Below are 21,416 nucleotides of genomic sequence, written 5' to 3' on the forward strand. Positions count from 1 at the left end.
CGCGGCCGGCACCGGAGGCACGGCGGGCCGGAGCAACGGGTGCTGAGGTTGCTCGGGCTTCGTGCCCGTGCGCAGTGGCCGATGCTCGCGGCCCTGCTGGCGGTGGTCACACTCGGCGCGACGCTGCTCGGCACCTGCGCGCTGCTGGTCACCCGGACCGCCGATCGGGCCTTCGAGGTCGCCGCCGGCCGGGCCGCCCCGGCAGAGGTCGGCGTCACCGCCTACACCGTCGACGTGCGGAGAGCCGACACCGGCTCGGTGGCCACCGACACCCGCGAACTGCTGACCTCGACCCTCGCCCCGTTCTCCGCGACGACGGCGACCCGGGCGTCGTCCGAGTTCCGGCTGCTGCCGGAGAGCCTGGTCGACCAGAGCGGCGTCCTGCACGAGACGTACCTGTCGGCGATGGACGACCTGCCGGCCCGGACCGAGCTGGTCGACGGGCGGTGGCCACGGGCCGCCGGCGGGGCCGTCCCGGTGGAGGCCGTCCTGCTCGAACCGATGGCCCGGCGGCTCGGCCTCGCCCTCGGCAGTCGGGTCCGGCTCGGCGCGGAGCTGGACCGGGAGCCTGCGCCGCCGGTCGAGGTGGTCGTCGTCGGCGTGGTACGCCCGCTGCCCGGCACCGGTTGGGAGCGCGACCCGCTCGGCGGGGCCGGCTACGATCCCGCCTTCGGCGACGGGCGCTTCCTGCAACCGGTGCACGCCTACGGGCCGGTGGTCGTCGCGCTGCCCGACCTGCTCTCCGGCGCGCACACGGTGACCCGGATGGAGATCACCGCCCAGCCGGACCTCTCCGACGCGACCGGTCACGACCTGGAAACCGTCGCCGCCGCGGCCCGCGGTGCCGACCGGCGGTTGGCGGGAATCCTCGGCGACCGGGTGCGGATCGAGAACGTCGCCTCGCGGCTGCCCCAGACGTTGTCGGCCGCGCGTGCACAGCAGCGGGTCACCGCCGGTGCGGTGCTCGCCATCGCCCTGCTCGGCGGGCTGCTGACCGCCGCCGCTCTGGCCCTGGCCGGTCAGCTTACCGCCGGGGTACGCGCCGACGAGACCAGCCTGCTGTCGACGTTGGGCTTCGGCGGTGGTCGGCTCGCCGGTACGGCGGCTGCCGAGGGCGCCGGGTTGGCGCTGCTGGCCGCCGTGATCGCCGTTCCCGCCTCGTCCCTGCTGCATGCCGCCCTGACCCGGCTGCCACCACTTGCCGGCGCCGGCCTCGCCGGCCCGCCGCAGGTGACCGCCCCGCAGGTGCTGGTGGTGCTCGGCGGCGTACTGGTGCTCGCGGCGGTGCTGGTGGCCCGCGCAGCACGGCCGGTCGCCACGGCCGGCGACCGGCGACAGTCGGCTGGGCCGCTCGCCCGGTCCGGTGCCGACGTGCTGCTCGTGGCGTTCGGTGCCGTCGGCCTGTGGCAGCTGCACGCCCAGTCGACCGGCGCCGACACCCGGATCGACGCCGTCCGGGTGGTCGCACCGGCGCTGCTGCTGGCCGCCGGCGCGGTACTGGCGCTTCGCCTGGTGCCGCCCGCGCTGCGCGGTGTCGAGCGGGTGGCCCGGCGGACCCGGGGGCTGGCGCTTCCGCTGGCCGTGTTCGAGGCGGCCCGCCGGCCACAGGCGGTCGCCGCGGGCCTGCTGGTCGGCCTCACCTGTGCGGCCGGCACGTTCGGGGTCGGCTTCGGCGCCACCTGGGAGCGGTCGCAGCGCGACCAGGCAGACCTGTCGGTCGGCACCGACCTGGCGATCGCGTTGGCGGCCCCGCCGGTCGCCGGGCAGGGCGTGGGCGTCAGCGCCGCGACCGGGGGAGCGGTCAGCCCGGCCACCACCCGTGGGGTCGCCATCGGCCAGTGGCTGGGCAGTGCCGGCGACGCACCCCAGCTGGTCGCGGTGGACACCGGCCGGGCCGGCGCACTGCTCCGGGGGCGACTGGACGGCGACCGTGACTGGGCGGAGGTGGGGGCCGCGCTGGCGCCGCCGACCCGCGCCGTCGGAGTCGGCGTGCCGCCCGGGGCCGCACTGACCCTGAGCGGCACGGCGACCGGTGCCACCCCGCTCGTGGTGACCCCGCGACTGCTGTTGCAGGACGGTACGGGCCTGCGGACGACCTGCACCGGGGGACCCGTCCCGCTCGACGGCACGGTGCACCGGTTACCCGAGTGCGTGCCCGCCGACGGTCTGGAGCTGGTCGGACTCTCGTTGCCGATCGCGCCCGACCCGTCCGCCGGGGTACCCGACGGCGGCAACAGCCAGGTCGCCGTGACGCTGGCGGCGCCCGGTGCGCGGGCCACCACCGGTGCGGCGCCGTGGAGCGCCACCTCGGCCCCGCCCGCGCCCGAGATGCTCACCCACTCGGCGGTCGCGCTAGCCGGCACCGCCTCGGGCACCGAGCTGAGGATGACGACGACCGTCCAGCTCAGCGGCCCGCAGGACGCCGCCCGCGATCTCGTGGTGACCGCCTTTCCGGCGCCCGGACCGGTGCCCGTGGCCGTCTCGGCCCGGCTCGTCGACGAACTCGGGGTGCGCCGCGGCGCCGTGCTGAGCGTCGCGGCCGGCACCACCCCCGTGGCCGTCGCCGTCACCGAGGTGGTGCCCGAGGTGCCGGCCGCGCCCGGTGCGGTTGCCATCCTGGCCGACATCGACCTGCTCGCCCGTGCCCTGACGGTCGCCGGCAACCCGGAGTATCCGGTGGACGGCTACTGGGTCGGCCAACCAGCCCGGGCGGACGCGGCCGAGCGCGCCGCGGCCCTGCACGTCGGCACGGTGCGCAGTCGGGCGGCCGAGACCGACCGGCTCAGTGCCGGACCGTTGCGCGCCGGACTGCCGGCCGCGCTCCGGTTGCTCGTGCCAGCCGCCGCCCTGCTACTGCTGGCCGGTGTCGTCCTGCACGTTCTCGTCGACCTTCGGGCCCGGGCCGGCCAGGTGGCCCGGCTGCGGGCGTTGGGGCTGACCCGGCGGGAGGTCCGGGCGGTGCTGTTCGGCCAGTACGCCGGCCTGCTGCTGCCGCTGCTGATCGCGGGTACGGCCGTCGGTGCCCTCGGCACCGTCGCCGTCGCGCCGCCGCTGATCCGCTCCGACGCCGGTGCCGCACCTGTCCCGCCCGTCGCGCCGCAGTGGCCGTGGGCGGCCGAGTCGGCCCTGTTCGCCCTGCTGCTGACCGGTTGCCTGCTCGCGGTGGCGCTGGTGGTCGCCGTCCGGACCCGCCGCGCCGGGGCCGGGTACCTCCGGGTGGGCTCGTGATCCGGCGGTGGCTGCCCGCGCCGGGTCGGTTCGTGATCCGGCGCTGGCTGCCCGCACCGCACTGGCCGACGGTGCGCGGCCGGCCCCGGTTCGACGCCGGGCCGCTGCTGCTGACCGCGGTCGTCGTCGCCTCCGTCGTAGGGTTCGCCGGCGCCGTGCCGCCGCTGATCCGGGCCACCGCCGACAGTGCCGTGCAGGACGCGGTACGTCAGGCCGGCGACGATGCGGTGGTCCGGGTACACGCGGGTTGGGAGCCGGACGCCGGGCCGAACGGCGGGCGGGTCCGGGACCCGTACCTCGCCGAGACCGTCGACGACCTGGGCGGGATGGCCGAGGACGAACTCGGGCCCGAGCTGGCGGCGATGCTGCGGCCACCCGTCACCACCGTCACCAGCGGCACCTTGAAGATCACCGACGGAAGCGTGCAACGCACCTTCCAGCTCAGCTATCTCGGCGGCGGTGCCGCCTCGACCGGCGGCGGTCCGGGCGTCACCTGGATCGCGGGCGGGGCGCCCCGGGCGGTCGTCCCGGAGTGGCAGAACCGGATCGAGGTCCCGTACGGTGGGCCGCCCTGGCCGGTGCAGGTCGGCCTGTCGAAGACGGACGCCGAAGCGCTCGGCGTCGGCCCCGGTGACCGCATCCCCCTCGAAGACCAGCAGCGGAACGAAAAACACGTCCAGGTCAGCGGCATCTTCGAGGCGACCGATCCGGACGATCCGGCCTGGCAGCTCGCGCCGTGGCTGTTGCGGCCCGTGCCCGGGGTGGACGGGGTGGGCAGCACCCGGCTCGCCGGGCTGCTCTCCGCCGACTCGCTGCCGGACGCCCGGCTCGCCTTCGAGGACGACGAGCTGGACCGGGTCGTCTGGTTCGGTCCGGACCCCGAGGCGCTCGGCCAGGATTCCGCCGCGCGGGTCGCCGCGACCGTGGTCGCCCTGAAGAGCACCTCCGGTTCGTACGCCGCCTATGGCGGCACGCTGCGCTGGGAGACCCGGCTCGACAACGTGCTACGTGATGTCCGGACCCGGATCGCCGCCGCCACCGCGCAGGCGTCGGTACTGCTCATCGGGGTGCTGACCGTCGCGGTACTGGTGCTGCTGCTCGCCGCCGACCTGCTGGTCCGGCGCCGCGCCCCGGCGCTGGCCGCCGCCCGGCAGCGCGGGGTCGCCCTGCCGGATCTCGGCACGGAACTGCTTGTCGAGTCCACCTTACTGGCGCTGGGGGCCGCCGCGGTCGGGCTCGGGCTGGCCGCTGCCGTGGCCCCGGATGTCTCGTTGGGCTGGGCGGCCCCGGTGGTCCTCGCCGCCGTCGCCGCCAGTCCGGTGCTCGGCACGCTCGCCGCCGCCCGGGCCATCCGGGGGCGGCGCGTCCTGGCCAACCGGGCGGCCCGCCGTTGGGTCCGCCGCACCGGCGAAATCCGCCGGGCCACCCTGGAGGCCGGGCTGGTGGCCGCCGCGGTGGCCGCGTTCGTCGCACTGCACCAGCGCGGAATCCTGCCGGCGGTGCCGGCCGGCGCGCCGATCGGTCCGGACGCCGGTCAGGACGACGGCCTGGCGCTGCCGGCGAGTGCGCCGGCACTCGGTGCGCTCGCCGGTGCGCTCGTCCTGCTCCGGCTGCTGCCGGTCGGCACCCGCCTCGCGCTGCGGCGCTCCCTGCGGTCCGGCCGCCCGCTCGTGGTGTTCGGTGCCGCGCGGGCGGCCGCGACCTCGGCCCGGGTGCTTCCGCTGCTGCTCCTAGTGACCGCCGTCGCGCTGGCGGCGTTCACGGTCACGCTCCAGGCCACGGTCGTCCGGGGGCTGACGGCCGGCGCGTGGCGTACGGTCGGCGCCGACGCCCGACTCGACGTCGTCTCGGCGGACGCCGCCGCCACCGCAGGGGCCGCGCAGCGGATCGCCGCCGCGCCCGGGGTCCGGCAGGTGGTTGTCGCGGAGGTGACCGACGGGGACCGGATCACCGCCGATTCGGCGGTTGTCACGCCGCGTCTGATCATCGTCGACGCCGCCGCGTTCCGGCGGCTGCTGGCCACGACGCCGCTGCCGGACGGGCCGGAACTCGACCGGCTCGCCGCGCCCGGCTCCGGTCCCGTGCCAGCGCTGGTGAGTTCCGCCGACGGCCGACTGCGGCCCGGCATGCGGTTGGAACTGCGCCACCGGGACGGCCCGGCCGTACCGCTCGCGGCGGTCGGCACCGCGCCGACCGTCGGCGACGTCGACGACGTGGTCGTCGTCGACGCCGCCGCCGTTGCCGCCGCCGGTGTCCCGGTCGTGCCGAACACGGTGTGGGCGGCCGGCCCCGGCGCGGCTCGGGCGGTCACCGACAACGCCGCCGTGGGCGACACCGCCGTCCGCGCGGAGGTGCTGGCGGAGCGCCGGAACGCACCGCTCTCGCTGGGTCTGCTGCGGCTGGGCTGGGTTTCGGCGGCGATGCTGCTGGCGATGGGGCTGCTCGGGCTCGCGCTCGGTGCGGCGGCGAGCGCGCCGGAACGGTGGCAGACGCTGACCCGGCTGCGCACGCTCGGGCTGCGCCCGGTGGACGCCCGCTGGGTCGCCGCGGGGGAGCTGCTGCCGCCGGTCGCCGTCGCCGCGGTGGGCGGGCCGCTGCTCGGGGTACTGCTCGCGAGCCAGCTGCCCGGTCCGCTCGCGCTGCGTCGGCTGACCGGGCAGGCCGCCGACCCGGCCCTGGCGCTGCCGTGGTGGCAGCTCGGCCTGCTCGTCGCCGCGCTGGTGGTGGCGGCCGTCTCGGTACTGCGCATCGAGTTCGCGTTGCGCCGTCGCTGGCGCCTCGGTGAGGTCCTCCGGGCCGGTGGGGGATAGCTCAGCTCCGCAGAGCGTTCTCCACGATGCCGGCGTACCCGGCGTGTCCGGCCCGGTTCGGGTGGTAGGACTCGCCGATCGGGTTGGACGTACCGTTCAGCCACTCGACGTCGTCGCAGACCGCGTGCCCGGTGAACGGTCCCCGGGCGTCGACGAAGGCGAACCCGTGTGCGGCGGCCCGGGCGGCGACGGTGCTGGCGAGCAGGTCCGCCGCGGCATTGAGTTCGGCCTGCTCACCGGGGGAGATCCGGGCGATGATGTTGCACTCCTCGCCGTTGAACAGCCGGGGGTAGCCGACCACCGCGATCCGGGCGTTCGGGGCCAGGCCGCGGATCCGGGAGTAGAGCTGGTCGAGCCGGCCGGGCAGGGTGTTCCGGATGGTGTTCTCCGCGCCGTCGATCTGGGACCAGCAGGTGGTGGGCCAGGGCAGCGCGCACTGCACGATCACCGACGACCAGCCGATGTCGTTGCCGCCGGCCTGCACGGTGACGTAGTTGGTGGCCGGGTTGAGGCTGCCGAGCTGGCCGTTGAGCACGCTGGAGGTGGTGGCTCCGGCGCAGGCGGGGAAGCTGAGCGTGGCGCCGAGCCGGGCGGCGTCGAGCACCGGGTAGGAGTGCCGGGAGCGCTGGCAGGAGCCGCTGTCCGAGTAGTACTCCCGGGTGCCGGTGCCGGAGGCGTACGAGTCGCCGAGTGCGGTGTAGGTGGTGGCCGCCGCGTATCCGGGCGGGGCGGCCAGGCCGACGGCGAGGGCGGTGACGAGGGTGACGGTGAGGGCGGCTAGCAGGGGGACCAGGCGACGAGGCAGCGACAAGGTTGGCCTCCTGACATAGGCATCTGTAGATGTCAGGTTGGCGGCTTCCTACGCCCTGCGGAAGTAGCCGTGCAGGTTTCTTTCCTTCCGTTCACCCCCGGTTACGGCGTACGTCAGCGGGCCGCGATGGCGTGGAAGGCGCCGGCCCGGGTGCCGACGTAGATCCGGCCCCGCCACACCGCCGGGGTCGACTCGATGCAGCCGCCCAGCTTCACCTTCCACAACGGCTTCGGCGCGGCAGTGGTGTCGGCGACGTCGTAGCCGTGCAGCACGCCGGCACAGTCCCCGATCACGAGTACGTCGTCGACCACCACCGGGGACTGCCAGGTCGGGCCGGGCAGCTCGAAACGCCACCGTACGGCCCCGGTCGCCCGGTCGACGCCGAGCACCTCGCCGCCCTGGGTGTCGAAGATCGCGATGTCCCGGTGCAGCGCCGGGCTGCCCCAGATGCCGGCCGGCCGGCGGGCGTGGTCGTCCACGTGCCACACGCTCGGGTCGCCCGCACGCTTCGGGTCGAGCTTCATCATCTGTCCGACCTGCTTCGACCTCGCCGTGCCGCGCTCGTACTCGGAGCCGACGTAGAGCGCGCCGGTCTCGTCGACCGCGATCGAGGCGTCCGTGTCGTCACCGGTCCAGTACCGGAACACCCGCTTCGGCTTGCGCCCCTGCTTCAGGCCGCTGATGTCCCAGCCCTGCACCAGCCCGCCCGAGTTGGCGAAGTAGACGGTGTTGCCCGAGACGGCCACCGAGTTCTCGATCGAGACCATCCGGTCGTCCACGTCGCGGAGCAGCCGCGCGTCCCAGCCGGGCGCGTTGAACACCAGCTTCGGCCTGACCGTCACCTTGCCGTCGCGGCCGTACCTGCGGTTGAGCTTGACGATGTGGAACTGGCTGTTCTCGCCGCCGAGGAAGAGGTAGTCGTCGAGGATCAGGCCGGCGCCGTCGAAGTCGTCGTTCCACAACGTCGGCGAGACCGCCCGGGCGGAGAGCTTCCACAGCTCGGTCGGCCGGCCCCGGTCGATCGCGATCACCCGGTAGTAGTTGTCCCGCGATCCGGAGTAGACCAGCGGGTAGCCGTCCGGGTCGACGGTCACCGAGCCCTTGATGATGTCCCCGGTCGGGAAGTCGGGCAGGATCCGCTCGCCGCTCTCGGCATCCAGGAAGTGAATCCGGTGGTCGTACGCCCCGAAGACCACCCAGGTCCGCCCGTCCCGCTCGAAGACGGCGGGTTGGCCGGTCCAGCCCGTACCGCACCAGGTGCGGGTGCCCTTCTCGTCGGTGGACTTCCCGCACAGTCCGCCGCTGGCCGGGAACCGCCACTGCCGGGCCGGAGTGGTCCGGGGCATCGGGCCGGTGCCGTAGTACGTCCGGGTGGGGTTGCCCCGGAAGGTGAGCAGGCCGGAGACCGTGTCGCCGTACGGCTTGCCGACGCGGGCCGGATCCGACCAGCCGGTGAAGGCGACAGGTGCGGCGCCGCTGCCGCCGCCCTCCGGAGTGGGGCTGGCACTGCCCGACCAGCTCGGGCCACTCTCGGGCGCGGCGTCGCCCGACTCGCAGGAGGTGAGGCCGAGCACGGCCACCAGTCCGAGCGCGACGATCCTGGTCGCGGCCGGGGCGGATCCTGAACGCGGTCGTCCGGTCACCGCAACAGTGTGCCTACCGGGGGCAGGCACCGACAGGGTCACCATTCGGTCCGATCGATGTCGGCTCGTTCCGGTGGGCTCCGGACCATGATCGGCGGAGCCGGCATCCGGTGAACGGAGGATCCCGGCGGGCAGCCGGCCGACGTTGACTCCCGTTCGGGGCGTGGAAGCGCGTTGGCCCACGTCGGCGGGGTTGTCGGAGCGGCCTGGACGGGTAGCTGATGTCGTTCTAGGCGGCCTGCACCATACGCCCGTTGTGGTCGGCGGTGCGTCGGTCGGAAATCTGACTTAACATCACCCGTTGTGCCGCTGATCCAGGGTGGTTAAGCTCCTTGGTGCGCGCCCCAATCGCCCGCTTCCCCCGTGGCAGGCGATCGGGGCGCGCACCTTTTGGCTGTGGTCCGTGTCTTGTCCGTGGCCGTGTCGCCTCCCGAGCCAGCCCTTCCGGCGAGATCACCGCGCCGCCACCGCGTGCCGGCAGAGGCCGACGCACACCCGAGACCATCCGACGCCCACCCACCCCGGCCGTCCACCGTGGAGCCGCCCGCCGCACCTCGCGGTCGGCAGACGGCTCCGGACGCCGGGTCCGGGGTTACGGGGCAATCAGATCCAGCGGTTGCCGAGCCACATCCGGGTGGACCACTCGGCGTACGGCAGGAGCTGCCCGACGAAGATCGGATAGAAGTACGCGAAGCAGATCGCCACCAGCAGCACGTACGTGCCGGCGATGATCGCGCCGATCATGCGGCGGTCGCTGGTCCGGCCGTCCGGGTCGCCGGCACCGGCCGCCCCGGCACCGGCCGCGTCCGCTGCCTCGGCTGCCTCCGGTGGTCGGGCGTCGGCCAGGGTGGCGGGATCGACAGCGGCGGTCGAGGCGGCCACCGGTGCCCGGGGCGGACCGGTGATCACCCCAAGCACGTAGGTCACCGCCAGGATCATGAACGGCACCACCGGCGCGACGTAGAAGAAGAACATCGTCCGGCCGTCCAGGGCGAACCAGAACCACGGCAGCAGGCCGGCGGCGACCGGCAGCAGGATGGCCAGTGGCCGCCAGTCCCGCCGGGCCAGGCCCAGCCAGGCGACGGCGGCCAGCGCCGGAAGGAACGACCACCACAGGATCGGGGTACCCAGCAGCAGGATCTCGGAGGCGCAGCTCGGGGCTCCGCAGGTGCCCTGGTCGGACCAGTGGAACGCGACCGGCCGGCCGAGCAGCAGCCACTGCCACGGCCAGGACTGGTAGACGTGCTTGTCGCTGAGGCCGGAATGGAACCTGAGCGCCTCTTCGTGGTAGTGCCACAGGTTGAGCAGGCTGCCGAGGACCGGTGGACTGAACTGGTCGGTGTCGGCCCGCCAGTTCCGGAAGTAGCCGTTGTCGCTGGCGAACCAGCCGGACCAGGTGGCGAGGTAGACCAGGACGATCAGCACCCCGGCGCCGACGAGCCAGAGCCCCTCGTCGACGACGGTGTCCCGCCACGGCCGGCGTACTCCGACGGAGCGGCGGGTGCCGACCTCCCAGAGGACGACGAGCAGCGCGAAGACCGGTATGAAGTAGAGTGCGCTCCACTTCACCCCGAACGCGCAGCCGAGCAGCACGGCGGCGAGCAGGCGCCACCACGGCACCCCGTCGGACCACCGGAACGGCGGCCGGCTGCGTCGCCCCGGCTGGCTCGGGTCGAGCCCGCCCTCGATCGCCCGCAGCCAGCGCTTCCGCCGGACGTCCCGGTCCACCACCAGGGCGCCGAATGCGGCCAGCACGAAGAACATCAGGAAGATGTCGAGCAGCGCGGTGCGGGAGAGCACCAGGTGGAAACCGTCCAGCGCCATCAGCAGCCCGGCGGTGCAGCCGAGCACTGTCGAGTGGAACATCCGGCGGGCGATCCGGACGAGCAGCAGGACCGAGAGGGTGCCGATCGCCGCCGCCGAGAAGCGCCAGCCCAGCTCGTTGTAGCCCCAGATCTGCTCGCCGATCGCGATCATCCACTTGCCGAGCGGCGGATGGACCACGTACGCGGCGGTATTGTTCTTCTCGTCCCACTCGATGCCGCGCAGCAGCAGGTTGTGCGCGTCGGTGGCGTAGTAGATCTCGTCGAAGATCTTGCCCTTGGGGCTGCTCAGCCCGACGAAGCGGAGGATGCCGGCGATCAGCACCACCACGGCGGTGGCCAGCCAGGACCAGGGTTCGAGCCGGGCGTCGAACGGGGCCAGCCGGCGTCTGATGATCGCCGGTACGCCCCCGCCGAAGCGGTCGCGGCGCTCGCTGGGGGCTGTCCCGTCCGGGGTGGCCGAGCTCACCTCGACCACGGGGGCTGCCGGCGGCCCTGCGGCGCCCGGGCCATCGGTCTGCGCTGTCGACGCCAGAGTCACCCCGTGATCGTAGGCTGCCAAGGTGTGAAACGGGGTACGACGCTCGCTATGTGCGATGACAGCTATCGATGAAGGGGATATTTGGTGACAAAATCGTCCGGTAACGGCCGTTTGATCCTGCTTGGTGCGCCGCTCGGCAACCCCGGCGACGCCTCGGCACGGCTGCGGGACACCCTCGGCGAGGCGGACGTCGTCGCCGCCGAGGACACCCGCCGGCTCACCCGGCTGGCCCGGGACCTGGGCGTCACCGTCACCGGCAGGATCGTGTCCTACTTCGAGGGCAACGAGGAACGCCGTACCCCGGAACTCGTCGACGCCGCCCGCGACGGCGCGCTGGTGGCGCTGGTGACCGACGCCGGGATGCCGAGCGTCTCCGACCCCGGCTACCGGCTGGTCCGGGCCGCCGTCGAGGCCGGCGTGCCGGTCTCCGTGGCGCCCGGCCCGAGCGCCGTCACCACCGCGCTCGCCCTCTCCGGCCTGGCCACCGACCGGTTCTGCTTCGAGGGTTTCCTCCCCCGCACCGGCGGCCCGCGCCGGGCCCGGCTCCGGGCGCTGGCCGCCGAGGAGCGCACCCTGGTCTTCTTCGAGGCCCCGCACCGGGTGGCCGGCTCGCTCGCCGACCTGGCCGCCGCGTTCGGTCCGGAACGGCCGGCCGCGCTCTGCCGCGAGCTGACCAAGACCTACGAGGAGGTGCTGCGCCGGCCGCTGGGCGAGCTGGCGACCTGGGCCGCCGACGGCGAGCCGCGCGGCGAGATCACCCTGGTGGTCGCGGGCGCCCCGGCGGTCGTCGCACCCGTCCCGGCCGTCGCCGACCTGCGGGCCGCGGTCGCCGACCTGGAAGCCGAGGGTACGTCCCGACGCGACGCCATCACCGCCGTCGCCACCGGGTACGGGCTGCGCCGCCGGGACGTCTACGCCGCCGTGCACGCCCCGGCCGCCGACTGAGCTCGGTAGCGGCGGAAGTTCAGTAAGCCGCGGCCAGGAAGCCGGCGGTGAGCAGCAGCGGGCCGGCGACGCTCGCCAGGGTGGCGGTGTGCCGGCTGCGCCGCTCGGGCAGTCGGCGCGCCCCGGTGGCCCAACCGGCTCCCGCGCAGCAGAGCAGCACCATCCCCAAGCCGAGTACCCAGCGCAGGTGCAGCAGGCCGGTACCCGCCCCGACGTATGCCTTCCCGCTCTCCACCCCGGTCGTCCGGGCCGTCAGCCGGCTGCCGAACTCCCGGTGCGCCCCGTCGACCCCGACCAGCCGGACGTCGTGCACCCGCAGCCGGCCACTGTCGGCGCTGAAGTCGCCCCGGCAGTGCTGTGCCAGCCCCCTGCCGACGCAGCTCTCCACCGTCGCCGTACCCAGCTCACCACGCCCGACGGCGAGCCAGAACGGTTCGGCGCTGACCCAGGCGAAGAAGGCGGCGACCAGGGAGCAGAGGATCACGCCGGCGAGGCCGAGCGCCGGGTTCCGCTGCGGCTTCGGCGGCCGGGGTCCCCGCTGCCGGGCCGGGGTCGCCGCCGGCTCCTTCCGGCGGCCGTACCAGGTCCGGGGGGTCGGCTGCACGGGGGTGCCGTCCCAGTGCACCTCCTCGATCGGCAGCCAGAAGTCGTCGTCGGACTCCTCGGCCGACTCCGGGTCGACGCCGGGCGGGGTGGTGGGGAGGTGCCCGGTGGGCCTGTTCCAGGCCGGCGCGGTGGCCCGAGGTGCCCGCTGGGGCAGTATCGCGAGCGGCGCACCCGTGGTCGGTTCGATGCCGGACGGCCCGGCGGAGGTGCCGGGCGCACCGAGCCAGGCGGAGCCGAGGGCGGGCGTGGCGCCGCGGAACGGCCCGGCGGGCGCGGGCTCGTACGCCGGAGCCGAGTCCGGGACGGCTTCGGGACGGGACGGCTGATCAGCCTCGGAAGGGCACGGCTCGACCTCGGAAGGGCACGTTTCCGCTGCTTGCTGCCCACCCTCGTGGCCCGTCACCCGTCCATTGGACAACGCTGGCCCGGCCCGGTCGGGCAGCTCCGGGCGCGTGTCGAAGAGGAAAAAAGTCGGATATCAGTCTGAATATTGGCAGGTTGAGGGATCTTTCTGTCAACGCCCTGCCGGCTCCCTGCTGACGCCCTGTCGCCGGCCGGCCGCCGAGCTGGTCCGGGTGGTCACTACGCTTGTTTTCATGAGTCACGTTCTCGCGGCGGTTGCCTGGCCGTACGCCAACGGCCCGCGCCACATCGGCCACGTCTCCGGCTTCGGGGTCCCCTCCGACGTGTTCAGCCGGTACATGCGAATGGCCGGGCACGACGTACTCATGATCAGTGGGACGGACGAGCACGGGACACCGATCCAGGTGCAGGCGGACAAGGAGGGGGTGACCCCGCGCGAGCTGGCCGACCGGTACAACCGGGTGATCGTGGAGGACCTGCACGGGCTGGGCCTCTCCTACGACCTCTTCACCCGGACCACCACCCGCAACCACTACGCCGTGGTGCAGGAGCTGTTCGAGGCGCTGCACCGCAACGGGTACATCGTGCCCAAGGTGACCATGGGGGCGATCTCGCCGTCGACCGGGCGCACCCTGCCGGACCGCTACATCGAGGGCACCTGCCCGATCTGCGGCTACCCGCACGCCCGGGGCGACCAGTGCGACAACTGCGGCAACCAGCTCGACCCGATCGACCTGGTCAACCCCCGCTCGAAGATCAACGGCGAGACGCCACAGTTCGTCGAGACCGAGCACTTCTTCCTCGACCTGCCCGCCTTCGCGCAGGCGCTGGCGAAGTGGCTGGACAGCCGGGAGGGCTGGCGACCCAACGTGCTCCGCTTCTCCCGGAACCTGCTGGACGACCTCCAGCCCCGGGCGATCACCCGGGACCTGGAATGGGGCGTACCCATCCCGCTGGACGGCTGGCGCGACCGCAGTGACAAGCGGATCTACGTCTGGTTCGACGCGGTGATCGGCTACCTGTCGGCGTCGATCGAGTGGGCGCGCCGCTCCGGCGACCCGGAGGCGTGGCGGCGCTGGTGGTCGGCGGACGGTCCGGGCGGGGACGCCCGGGGCTACTACTTCATGGGCAAGGACAACATCGTCTTCCACTCGGTGATCTGGCCGGCGCTGCTGCTCGGCTACGACGGCGAGGGCGACCGGGGTGGCGAGCCCGGCGGCCTGGGCCGGCTCAACCTGCCGACCGAGGTGGTCTCCAGCGAGTTCCTGACCATGGAGGGGAAGAAGTTCTCCTCGTCCCGGCAGGTCGTGATCTACGTACGCGACTTCCTGGCCCGGTACGACGCCGACGCGCTGCGCTACTTCATCGCCGTCGCCGGCCCGGAGAGCCAGGACACCGACTTCACCTGGGCCGAGTTCCTGCGCCGCAACAACGACGAACTCGTCGCCGGCTGGGGCAACCTGGTCAACCGTTCGATCTCGATGGCGGCGAAGAACTTCGGTGCGATCCCGCCGGTCGATCCGGCCGGGCTGACCGAGGCCGACGAGGCACTGCTGGCCACCGCCCGAGCCGGCTTCGCCACGGTCGGCGACCTGATCGCGAAGCACCGGCAGAAGCAGGCGATCGGCGAGGCGATGCGGGTGGTCGCCGAGGCCAACAGATACCTGTCGGAGCAGGCACCGTGGAAGCTCAAGGGCGAGGCCGACAAGCCCCGGATGGGCACCGTCCTGCACGTCGCCCTCCAGGTGGTCAGCGACGCCAACACGCTGCTCACCCCCTTCCTGCCGCACTCGGCGCAGCGGGTGCACGAGCTGCTCGGCGGCACCGGGGTGCACGCGCCGATGCCGTCGATCGTGGAGGTCGAGGACCTCGACGGCGGGCCGTCGTACCCGGTGTTGACCGGGGACTACACGGTCGGGGCGAAGTGGGCGTCGGTACCGGTCGAGGCGGGGCGGGCACTGGCCGCGCCGAAGCCGGTGTTCCGCAAGCTCGACCCGTCCATCGTGGACGAGGAGCTCGCCCGACTCGGCGACTGATTAGGGCCGCCCGGTACGATGCGGGTCGTGACCGCGCCCAGTGACGGAAGCAAGCCCCAGATTCGGCATGACGTGCCCACCCCGGCCCGGATGTACGACTACTGCCTCGGCGGCAAGGACAACTTCCCGGTCGACCGGGCAGCGGTGCTGGCCGTGCACAAGCAGTTCCCGGAGGGGGTGCACGAGGCCCGGAACAACCGGCTCTTCCTCTACCGGCTGGTCCGCTTCCTGGCCCGGGACGCCGGCATCCGGCAGTTCCTGGACATGGGCAGCGGGTTGCCGACCCAGGCGAACGTGCACCAGGTGGCCCAGCGGTTCCAGCCGGACGCCCGGGTGGTCTACGTCGACAACGACCCGATCGTGCTGTCCCACGGCCGGGCACTGCTCGCCGACGACCGGACCACCACCGTGATCGCGGCCGACATGACCGAACCGGAGCGGATCCTCGGCGACCCGGAGACGCGGAAGCTGATCGACTTCTCCGAGCCGGCGGCCGCGCTGTTCCTCTCGATCGGCCACTCGATCGTCGACGACCAGAAGCTGCGCAGCATGTTGGAGACGGTCTGGGCGGCGCTGGCACCCGGCAGCTACCTCGGGTTCTCCCAGGTCTGCGGGATCGACCGGGCGACGGTCGAGGAGGGCAACGAGATGACCAAACGGCTCGGGCTGTCCTGGCGCAACCGCACGGTGGAGGACGTGACCGAGCTGCTGCGCGGGTTGGAGCCGGCGGAGACGATCGAGCCGGGTCTGGTCCAGGTCGTCGAGTGGCGTCCCGACCCCGACCAGCCCACGCTGGCCCACGTCGACGAGCCGCTGCGGCCGTACCTGGAGTCGCCGTTGGAGAACCAGCGGTCGATGGAGTGCGGTGTGGTGTTCCGCAAGCTCTGAATCTGTTCCGCAAGCCCTGAAAGAACGGACCGGGCGTCCGGCATAGCCAAGGTGTGAGAGCACTACGACCCGGGAGGGGCACCTTGGCGAAGACGCATGTCCGAAGGCCGGCCGGACGGAGCGCCGGTGCGGACTGACATCGAACTACTCGTGGCCTCCGACCACGACGCGCATGCCTTCCGCGAGCTGTACGACCGGTACGCAAAGGTCATCCACGGGTTCTTCCGGCGACGTACCGGTGAGCACGAGACGGCGCTGGACCTGACGGCCGAGACCTTCGCCCAGGTATGGCAGGCGCGGCACCGCTTCGTCGACCGACACGCCGGATCGCTGGGACCGTGGCTCTTCGGTATCGCCCGCAACCTGCTGCTGCGGGCGGTACGGAACCGGCGGGTACTCGCCGAGGCCACCGCCCGGCTCGGCATGCGGGTCGAGCGGGCCGTCGTCACTCCCGACGAGAGCTGGCTCAACGAGCTGGACGCGGACCTGGAATCCGCGCTCGCGTCCCTACCAGCGGCGCAGCGCAGCGCGGTGGGGCTGCGGGTGCTGCACGACCGCAGTTACGAGGACATCGGCGACGCGCTCGACTGCTCACCCGGCGCGGCCCGGATCCGGGTCTCCCGAGGACTCACGGCGCTACGCGGACGACTAAGGCCGACCCGGCCGACCCAGACGAGGAGGGCATCCTGATGACCAACGACCTGCACCCGGACCTGGTCCGGCTCGGCAACGAACTGGAGCATGCCGTGAGCCGGGAGATCGCCGCGAGCGCACCCCGCCGGGAGTACCGACGACGACTGTTCGGGTCCCGGACGGCGTTCCTCGCGGCGGTCACCGTCGGTGCGCTGGCCGTCGGGGGCGGTGCCGCTGCCGCCGCCGTCGCACTGCTGACGCCGGACACCGTCGCCAGGGGCATGCCGGGCTCGGCGGTGATCTTCGAGGGCACCGACCCGACATGTACGACCGAGGACAGCGTCGTCTTCACCTGCGAGCTCAGCCGGGCGCCGCAGGACGACGTGCGGACCGATCTCTCCAAGATCCCCGAAGCGAAGCGCCCGACCCAGCCGAGGGTCGCCGACTTCAAGGGCCGCAAGGAGAGCTTCGCCGACGGGCAGCGGAGAATCGCCGGTGGATGTGTCGGCACCGACAGGGCCGGCATGCACTGGACCTGCTACGCCGGCCAGCGGGCCGTGGACGAGGGGATTATCGGCCAGGACCTGCTCGGCGAGTACCAACCGACCCCTGCCCGCGGCTGACCCGGTCACCGAACAGCACGGTCCCGCATTCTCCGGTCGGGCGTGTCAGACGTGGACCGGACGGTGCGCTCACCGGACTCCAACGCGGCCGACCGAGAATGGACAGATGCCACGGTTGCCAGGGAAGGCCATGGGTTCGGCCCCCACGCGATGCTGGTCGTGGACCACTTCCACGTCGTCCAGCTGGCCAACCGGGCCGTCACCGAGGTCCGCCGCCGCATGACCGTCACCCACCGAGGCCGCCGCGGCCGGGCCACCGACCCGGAATGGCAGCAACGCAACCGGCTGACCCGCTCAGCTGCCCGGATGCGCGCCGAGCACGTCGACCGGCTCACCGATACGCTCAGCAACCTGCCCGCCATGATCGGCCAGCCGATCCTGACCGCCTGAAACGCCAAGGAAGACCTGCTCGACCTACTCGCGACCGCCCGCACCCGGCCGGACCGGGAGGCCGTCGTCCGGCTACTGCACCGCATCTACGCCCGTTGCGCCGACTCCGGCCCTGCTCGAACTGTACCGGCTCGCGGCCACGGTCGAGACGTGGTGGCCCGAGATCCTCGGCTTCCTGCACACCGGCATCACCAACGCTGGCTCCGAAGGCACCAACCGCGTCATCAAGACCGTCGCCCGTGACGCCTACGGCTTCCGCAACCCCGAAAACCAGCGGCTACGCACCCGCACCGCGACCACCCGCCGCCACCGCGGACACCTCAACCCCGCTTAAGTTCGAAGAGCCCTCAAACGTGATGCCGGGTCGGGTCGATCTCCTCGTCGGCGCTAAAAGACAGCGCCACTCGGCCGTCATCCTCGGTAGAGTCCCGCCATGCGCGTGCACCAGTACGTCTACTTCGCGCTGGCCTCCCGCCAGGTTCCGGCTGCCGACATCACCGCCCGCCTGGGTATTGAGCCCGACGAGGTAAAGATCCGCGGCAGTCGCCGGATCCAGCCGCCCATACCCGCTTCGCACACCTGGCGGATCGTCTGCCGGAAGCCCGGCTTAACGGTACACGAGCAGATCAACCAGATTCTTGATCGCTTGCACGCCCATGCTGACCGAATCGGTGACCTGGCCGCCGAACTCGACCAAATCGAAGGCAGCCCCGGCTCAAGCGTTCTGCAAGTCGTACGGGTCCTCGAACACCCCGATGGCGAGGACGAAGACCTCACCAGCCCGGTCGAGGGACTGGAAAAGCTACCCGGGCAACACCAGCTCCTCGGTTGGCACCTCGACGCCAGAGCCTTGGACTTCCTGCGACGCACCCACGCGGAACTCGACATCGACGAGTACGCCTACGGATGACCCCGCATCCCTCGCCCGTCCACCGCGCCCATGCACGCCCACGAGCCCCTAGCATCGACATCTACTGCCCCCGCAGGGTCGACCTAACTATCTAGGCCACCACGTCAAGCATCAGCTGGGACGGAAACGCGGCCGGGCGTCGCCGGGTCAGCAACCGCTGCCGCTCGAGCCGCAGCTCGACCCGCCGCTCGCAGTCCTCGTCGCTCCAGCCCGGCCGGCCGATCCGCATCACCTCCTCCATGTAGCGGCGGGTCTGCAACAGCCCAGGCACCAGCTTGCCGTCGTAGTGCCGGATGTGGTCGGCGTGTTCCTCCATGCTGACGCAGAGCTCGAACCAGTCCGGGACGGTGTCGCCGTACGCCTGCCACCAGCCGTCGGCGGTCTGCCGGGCGAGGCTGACCAGCGTCTCGGTCAGCTCCGGCGACGCCTGGTAGGCGTCGCAGAGGGCTCTGACGTCGGGGGTACGGACCCGGCTCAGTCCACTCTCGATCCGCCAGATCTTCACCGTCGAACACTCCGCCGCCGCCCCGGCGGTCTTGATTACCGACTGCGGCGTCGCCGGTCGGGGGTCGCGCGCCGGAGGGCGGACCTGATCCGCGCGACGGTGTCGGAGGGCGCCAGTTCCTGTCGCAGCTCCAGCAGATAGCCGGCGGGGTGTCCGGCGAGGACCTGTCGGCGCTGGTCGAGTGCACCGCCGACCGCGCCGGACCGCTCAGAGCTCGTACGGGATGTCGACGAGCTGGTCGTCGGTGACCTCGGCCGCCGGTGCCCAGGACTCGTAGACCCCGCGTTCGTAGCACTGCGCGCCGAGCGGCGCCACGTTGTCCGGGTCTGGTCGGCACAGCCGTAGTCGCAGCCAGCCGCCCTCCTCGCGGAGCACCAGGCAGCGGGTGTCCCGCCAGTCGACGTACCGGGCCCGGCGGGTGAGCGTCTGCACCGGGTAACGGGCCGCCCGGGTCATCGCCAGCACCCGGAACTCGCCGGGCGGGTCGGCGACCGCCTCGTGCTCCTGCCCCCGGTAGCCGCCGATCAGCAGGGTGGAGCGGATCGCGTCGCCGGTCGAGACGTACTCCTGGTCGGGTGCGACCCCGGGCACCGCGGCCAGCAGGTGCCGCCAGCGCGGCCCGGCCATCCGCAGCCAGCCGCGCTGTTCCGGCTGGTACGTGTAGAGCACCACCTCGTCCCCGTCCGGGGTGTGCGCCAGCAGGGCGGCGTTCGCCGGCAACGGCAGGTCGGCGAAGTCCCGGGTGACGAACTCCGGGATCAGGTGCCGCCCGCTCGGGGTGAACCCGGTGCCGAGTACCGGCGGGCCGACCCGGTCGTGTGGCGGCATCGTCGTCAGGCCCCGGTGGGTGCCGGCCAGCGGCGCGACGTAGTCGACCGGGTCGGTGGCCCGCCAGCGCAGCAGGTACGCCACCTCCGGCACCGCCCGCCCCGCCTCCGAGTCGGTACGCAGCAGCATCTGGTCGGCCGGGGTGCGCAGGTGCGCCACGTCGTACTCGCGGTAGCAGAAGCCGTACGGCAGCCAGCCGCGCAACAGGAATCCGGCGAACTGCTGGGCGGAGAGCGCCTTGACCATCTGGCTGCCCCGGCGCACGGTCGCCGACTCGCGTACCGAGACCAGCACCGGGTCCTCGGCGGCGGCCGGGCTCTGGCTCAGGCCGTGGATGTCCGTCCAGCCGAGGACCCGGTTGAGTGGTGCGGTCAGCGGACTGTCCGGCACCCCGAGGCCGTTCGCCCGCTCGGCACCGGGTCCGGTACCGCCCCGGTGCGGGTCGGGCAGCCGGCCGACCTCGCTGGCGTGGGCGTACCGGTGGTAGGGGTAGCGGGCGTCGGGGCGGCGGTCCCGGTCGAACCCGGCCGCCGGCTCCGCGCTGAACAGCTCGTATGCGGCACCCCGGGCCAGCTCCGCAGCCGGGTGCACGCCGCCGCCGTACCGGACCCGGAGCCCGGTCGGCGTCTCGGGCACCGCACTGGCCGGCGGGGACACGCTCACCGCGCCGACGCTAAGACCGGTCGGCACCGGCCGAGTGAACGTCGGGTTACCGACCGGGGTAGCCAGGGCCGGAGCCGGCCGGATCTGCCGGTTCGGCTGGCCGCCCGGCGCCGGTCCGACACCCGCCGCCCGCCGATCGACCCACCGCTCCGGTCCGGCCCCCGCCGCCCGCCGATCGATTCACCGCTCCGGTCCGGCAGCCGCCGCCCTGCCGGAAGGCCCCACCTGGTACGCCCGCGTACGCGGCCCCCGACCGGTGTGTGATGCTGGCGGCGATGAGTCAGCAGCCGACCGAGAGCCGCCGCCAGCGGGCCGCCCGCCGGGCGGGAGAGTACCCACCGGTGCCCGAGCCCCTGCCGGTGCCGGTGCTCGACAGCCACACCCACCTGGACATCACCCTTCCCGAGGCGGGTACGCCGCCGTGGCACGGCCGGTCGGACGATCCGGTGGCGGCGGCGGTCGAGCTGGCCACCGAGGTCGGGGTGGACCGGTTGGTGCAGGTCGGCGTGGACGTGGTCTCGTCCCGGTGGGGTGCCGAGGTGGCGGCGCGGCAGCCGGCGGTGGTCGCCACGGTGGCGCTGCACCCGAACGAGGCGCCCCGGCTCGCCGACCTGGACGAGGCGCTGCGGGAGATCGAGTCACTCGCCGCCGAGGAGCGGGTCCGCGGCATCGGCGAGACCGGGATGGACTTCTTCCGTACCGGTGCCGAGGGCCGGGCCGCCCAGGAGACGAGTTTCCGGGCACACATCGCGATCGCCAAGCGGTACGCCAAGCCGCTGGTGATCCACGACCGGGACGCGCACGCCGACGTGCTGCGGGTGCTGGACTCCGAGGGCGCACCGGAGACGGTGGTGCTGCACTGCTTCTCCGCCGACGCCGAGTTCGCCGCCGAGTGTGTCCGGCGCGGCTACCTGCTCAGTTTCGCCGGCACGGTCACCTTCGGCAACGCGACGGCGCTGCGCGAGGCGGCCAGGGTCACTCCGGTGGAGCAGATCCTGGTGGAGACCGACGCCCCCTACCTGACGCCGATGCCGCACCGGGGTCGGCCGAACTCGGCGTACCTGATCCCGCTGACCGTCCGGTCGCTGGCCGAGACGACCGGCGCCGACCTCGACGAACTCTGCGCGGCGATCTCGGCCACCGGCGACCGGGTCTTCGGCCCCTGGTAGG

The 21,416-nt window shown here is 73.1% G+C and carries 17 protein-coding genes; 11 read left to right on the forward strand and 6 right to left on the reverse strand.

The genetic code is table 11. The features are described 5' to 3' along the window. Positions 1-39: 39 nt before the first annotated feature. Together O7626_RS38910 and O7626_RS38915 are read left to right on the forward strand one after the other, a co-directional pair. A complete protein-coding gene (locus tag O7626_RS38910; RefSeq protein WP_278065905.1) occupies positions 40-3,228 on the forward strand; it encodes an FtsX-like permease family protein in 3,189 nt (1,062 codons plus the stop codon). Next, entirely contained in the window at positions 3,225-6,038 is a 2,814-nt protein-coding gene (locus tag O7626_RS38915; protein ID WP_278065906.1) for an ABC transporter permease, read from the forward strand. The genes O7626_RS38910 and O7626_RS38915 overlap by 4 nt, the downstream gene beginning before the upstream one ends. 1 nt (position 6,039) lies before the next feature. On the opposite strand, the gene O7626_RS38920 is transcribed toward O7626_RS38915, so the two are convergent. The 3 genes from O7626_RS38920 to O7626_RS38930 all read right to left on the reverse strand — a co-directional run bounded on the left by O7626_RS38920 (position 6,040) and on the right by O7626_RS38930 (position 10,784). Beyond that, positions 6,040-6,849: an SGNH/GDSL hydrolase family protein gene (locus O7626_RS38920; protein ID WP_278065907.1), complete on the reverse strand. Its 810-nt coding sequence runs from the start codon at positions 6,847-6,849 to the stop codon at positions 6,040-6,042. Positions 6,850-6,962: 113 nt separating this feature from the next. Next, entirely contained in the window at positions 6,963-8,492 is a 1,530-nt protein-coding gene (locus O7626_RS38925; protein WP_278065908.1) for a PQQ-binding-like beta-propeller repeat protein, read from the reverse strand. A 603-nt stretch (positions 8,493-9,095) separates the two neighbouring features. Further along, complete coding sequence (locus O7626_RS38930) at positions 9,096-10,784, reverse strand: phospholipid carrier-dependent glycosyltransferase (RefSeq protein ID WP_278066518.1); 1,689 nt, start codon at positions 10,782-10,784, stop codon at positions 9,096-9,098. A gap of 156 nt (positions 10,785-10,940) precedes the next feature. On the opposite strand from O7626_RS38930, the gene rsmI reads away from it, so the two are divergent. After that, complete coding sequence (gene rsmI, locus O7626_RS38935) at positions 10,941-11,801, forward strand: 16S rRNA (cytidine(1402)-2'-O)-methyltransferase (RefSeq protein WP_278065909.1); 861 nt, start codon at positions 10,941-10,943, stop codon at positions 11,799-11,801. 19 nt (positions 11,802-11,820) lie between these two features. Here the strand turns inward: rsmI and O7626_RS38940 are convergent, their stop codons facing one another. Next, entirely contained in the window at positions 11,821-12,810 is a 990-nt protein-coding gene (locus O7626_RS38940; RefSeq protein WP_278065910.1) for a hypothetical protein, read from the reverse strand. Positions 12,811-13,003: 193 nt separating this feature from the next. Between O7626_RS38940 and metG the strand changes: the two genes are divergently transcribed. The 7 genes from metG to O7626_RS38975 all read left to right on the forward strand — a co-directional run bounded on the left by metG (position 13,004) and on the right by O7626_RS38975 (position 18,250). Continuing rightward, complete coding sequence (gene metG, locus O7626_RS38945) at positions 13,004-14,806, forward strand: methionine--tRNA ligase (RefSeq protein WP_278065911.1); 1,803 nt, start codon at positions 13,004-13,006, stop codon at positions 14,804-14,806. A 27-nt stretch (positions 14,807-14,833) separates the two neighbouring features. Then, on the forward strand, positions 14,834-15,694 hold the full coding sequence (locus tag O7626_RS38950) for an SAM-dependent methyltransferase (RefSeq protein ID WP_278065912.1): 861 nt from the start codon (positions 14,834-14,836) through the stop codon (positions 15,692-15,694). Between the two features lie 126 nt (positions 15,695-15,820). After that, entirely contained in the window at positions 15,821-16,384 is a 564-nt protein-coding gene (locus O7626_RS38955; RefSeq protein ID WP_278065913.1) for a sigma-70 family RNA polymerase sigma factor, read from the forward strand. Continuing rightward, positions 16,384-16,950 carry a hypothetical protein gene (locus O7626_RS38960; RefSeq protein ID WP_278065914.1) on the forward strand — a complete coding sequence of 189 codons (567 nt, stop codon included), beginning with the start codon at positions 16,384-16,386 and terminating at the stop codon, positions 16,948-16,950. The genes O7626_RS38955 and O7626_RS38960 overlap by 1 nt, the downstream gene beginning before the upstream one ends. Positions 16,951-17,001: 51 nt before the next feature. Continuing rightward, a complete protein-coding gene (locus O7626_RS38965; RefSeq protein WP_278065915.1) occupies positions 17,002-17,340 on the forward strand; it encodes a transposase in 339 nt (112 codons plus the stop codon). Positions 17,341-17,515: 175 nt separating this feature from the next. Then, a complete protein-coding gene (locus O7626_RS38970) occupies positions 17,516-17,674 on the forward strand; it encodes a transposase (RefSeq protein WP_278066519.1) in 159 nt (52 codons plus the stop codon). Positions 17,675-17,773: 99 nt separating this feature from the next. Further along, complete coding sequence (locus O7626_RS38975; RefSeq protein WP_278065916.1) at positions 17,774-18,250, forward strand: DUF4279 domain-containing protein; 477 nt, start codon at positions 17,774-17,776, stop codon at positions 18,248-18,250. A 91-nt stretch (positions 18,251-18,341) separates the two neighbouring features. Here the strand turns inward: O7626_RS38975 and O7626_RS38980 are convergent, their stop codons facing one another. Together O7626_RS38980 and O7626_RS38985 are read right to left on the reverse strand one after the other, a co-directional pair. Continuing rightward, positions 18,342-18,791, reverse strand: a complete 450-nt coding sequence (locus O7626_RS38980; RefSeq protein WP_278066520.1) for a Scr1 family TA system antitoxin-like transcriptional regulator — start codon at positions 18,789-18,791, stop codon at positions 18,342-18,344. A 171-nt stretch (positions 18,792-18,962) separates the two neighbouring features. Then, on the reverse strand, positions 18,963-20,246 hold the full coding sequence (locus tag O7626_RS38985) for a hypothetical protein (protein WP_278065917.1): 1,284 nt from the start codon (positions 20,244-20,246) through the stop codon (positions 18,963-18,965). A 263-nt stretch (positions 20,247-20,509) separates the two neighbouring features. Between O7626_RS38985 and O7626_RS38990 the strand changes: the two genes are divergently transcribed. Continuing rightward, positions 20,510-21,415, forward strand: a complete 906-nt coding sequence (locus O7626_RS38990; RefSeq protein WP_278065918.1) for a TatD family hydrolase — start codon at positions 20,510-20,512, stop codon at positions 21,413-21,415. Position 21,416 lies beyond the last annotated feature (1 nt).

It is taken from the genome of Micromonospora sp. WMMD1102, from assembly GCF_029626265.1.
Lineage (GTDB): Bacteria > Actinomycetota > Actinomycetes > Mycobacteriales > Micromonosporaceae > Plantactinospora.